The 1,425-nt window shown below is 49.7% G+C and carries 2 protein-coding genes; both read right to left on the bottom strand.

The genetic code is table 11. The features are described from left to right. On the bottom strand, window positions 1–134 hold a 134-nt coding region (cas2, locus tag EIK79_RS17690), incomplete at its 3' end, for a CRISPR-associated endonuclease Cas2 (RefSeq protein WP_124957119.1). Window positions 135–990: 856 nt separating this feature from the next. Continuing rightward, the coding region (locus EIK79_RS17675) for an alpha/beta hydrolase family protein (RefSeq protein WP_148094165.1) at window positions 991–1,425 on the bottom strand (435 nt) is incomplete at its 5' end.

Raw genomic sequence — 1,425 nt, 5'->3', positions numbered from 1 at the left:
ATATCGACGAGCTGACCAGGGGTCACATCACCATAGAAGACGGACTGCTGAATGTGTTCGAGACGGGTTCGGAGGAGTTTTCGATAGATCCTGGTTCGGTCGGCTGGAACGTCATACACGATGAGCACGAACATCACCACCAGCGCTTCGTTGGGTGGTAGTCCTCTCCGGTCAGCACATGTTTTTTAAACTGTATACATTCATTTGCACGAGGGTTTTATATCTCACGTGTCGCGAGAGTCGTGGATGTTCGACTGTCTCATCGGGTACCGTCGCTTGACCCTTTTCCATGAGAAGACATCAGTCAAGCCTCCGGCACGGCCATCCATATAACAATCTGTCGAAAATGATATACTGACCACTCCACATCCGCGACGAGTTTGTTTCCATTTTCTCTTTCTAGTAAGATGATCATCTAACCGTTTAGCAAGATCGTCTCGATAGAGAACGTAGTTCCCCCACTCACGTTGTGCATTGCTCACCCCTGCCTGTTCTTCCAGCATGTCTGGACGTGTTCTGACTGCGGGAGTGGAAGGAACATAACAAAATCTACATCCATGCCGACATCAAGTTGCGACATTTATTACATAATCACAAAGATGTTTACTATTTAGCCCAGATTCGCTCAGTACTGTTTTCGTGGGGGTCGTCTCCTGTATTTATGTGATTTTGTGACATAAAATACACCAATGTTGCTTGCTATGAGTATGTCTTTCTAGACCTCAATACTCCATCCAAAAAATCAATGGTTCAAGCTGAAAGTGAATCTATATCTTCCCAATTGATTATTGACTATAATATATTTTATATGTATTATTCAATATTTTGAAGGAAGGAAAAAGCTACTAACCACCGATCGCAGTCGAGTCGGTCGATATGTGCTCGTGAACCGATGTGCTGGCAGGCTATCGAGCCGGGGCGAATCGCACACGAACAGGTAGACGTTCGTGACGGTTCCATCGTCAGCAAGTGAATGGAGCATACTCGGTGTTAGGGATCGAGATGGCGCGTCAGGAACCGTTCAACGGTTCGCCAATGGTTTGTGATCTGTTCGTGCTCGACGAGCGCGTGGCCCTGGTCTCCCTGTTCGTGATATTCGAAATCGTCTCCCTCCTCAAATCCGTGTTCGAGGAGTGCTTCTCGGAAGCAGCGGGCGTGGCTCACGGGCGAAGTCATGTCCTCAGCCCCATGCAGCATGAGTAACGGTCCCTCGAACTGGTCGGCGTGGGTGATAGGGCTGCGCTGACGGAGCAGGGCCGTGTTGTCCGTCGGATCACCCATTTCGTGAAGCCCAGGAAGATCAGGGTTTGAGTCATAGATCGCAACCAGATCCGTCAGTCCACCCACAGCGATTCCGGCGGCCCATACCTTCGGACAGCGGACCATCTGCACGTAGGTGAGATAGCCGCCGTAGGAGGCACCATA

The organism is Halocatena pleomorpha (genome assembly GCF_003862495.1).
Lineage (GTDB): Archaea > Halobacteriota > Halobacteria > Halobacteriales > Haloarculaceae > Halocatena > Halocatena pleomorpha.
Note: the sequence above shows the minus strand (reverse complement) of the source record. Positions and strands in the feature narration are given on the sequence as shown.